Genomic DNA, 210 nt, shown 5'->3' with positions numbered 1-210 from the left:
TCCTAATTTTCTACAGAAATTTCGGCTAGCCGAACATCTCTTTGTATCCTAGATAATGGAGCCTAGCGGGATCGAACCGCTGACTCCTGCGTGCAAAGCAGGCGCTCTCCCAGCTGAGCTAAGGCCCGACTAATAAACTGGTTGTTTCATTATTAGTGGTGTACTATTCTATTACGTGAAGCTTAATTGTATTCGAACTAAAATCTTAGT

At 42.9% G+C, this 210-nt stretch carries 1 tRNA gene; it reads right to left on the bottom strand.

Annotated features, from left to right (window positions below):
• Positions 1–56 precede the first annotated feature (56 nt).
• Positions 57–127, bottom strand: a tRNA-Ala gene (locus AT575_RS10490).
• Between the last annotated feature and the right edge of the window lie 83 nt (positions 128–210).

Origin of the sequence: Streptococcus penaeicida (assembly GCF_002887775.1) — a bacterium.
Classification (GTDB): domain Bacteria; phylum Bacillota; class Bacilli; order Lactobacillales; family Streptococcaceae; genus Streptococcus; species Streptococcus penaeicida.
Note: the sequence above shows the minus strand (reverse complement) of the source record. Positions and strands in the feature narration are given on the sequence as shown.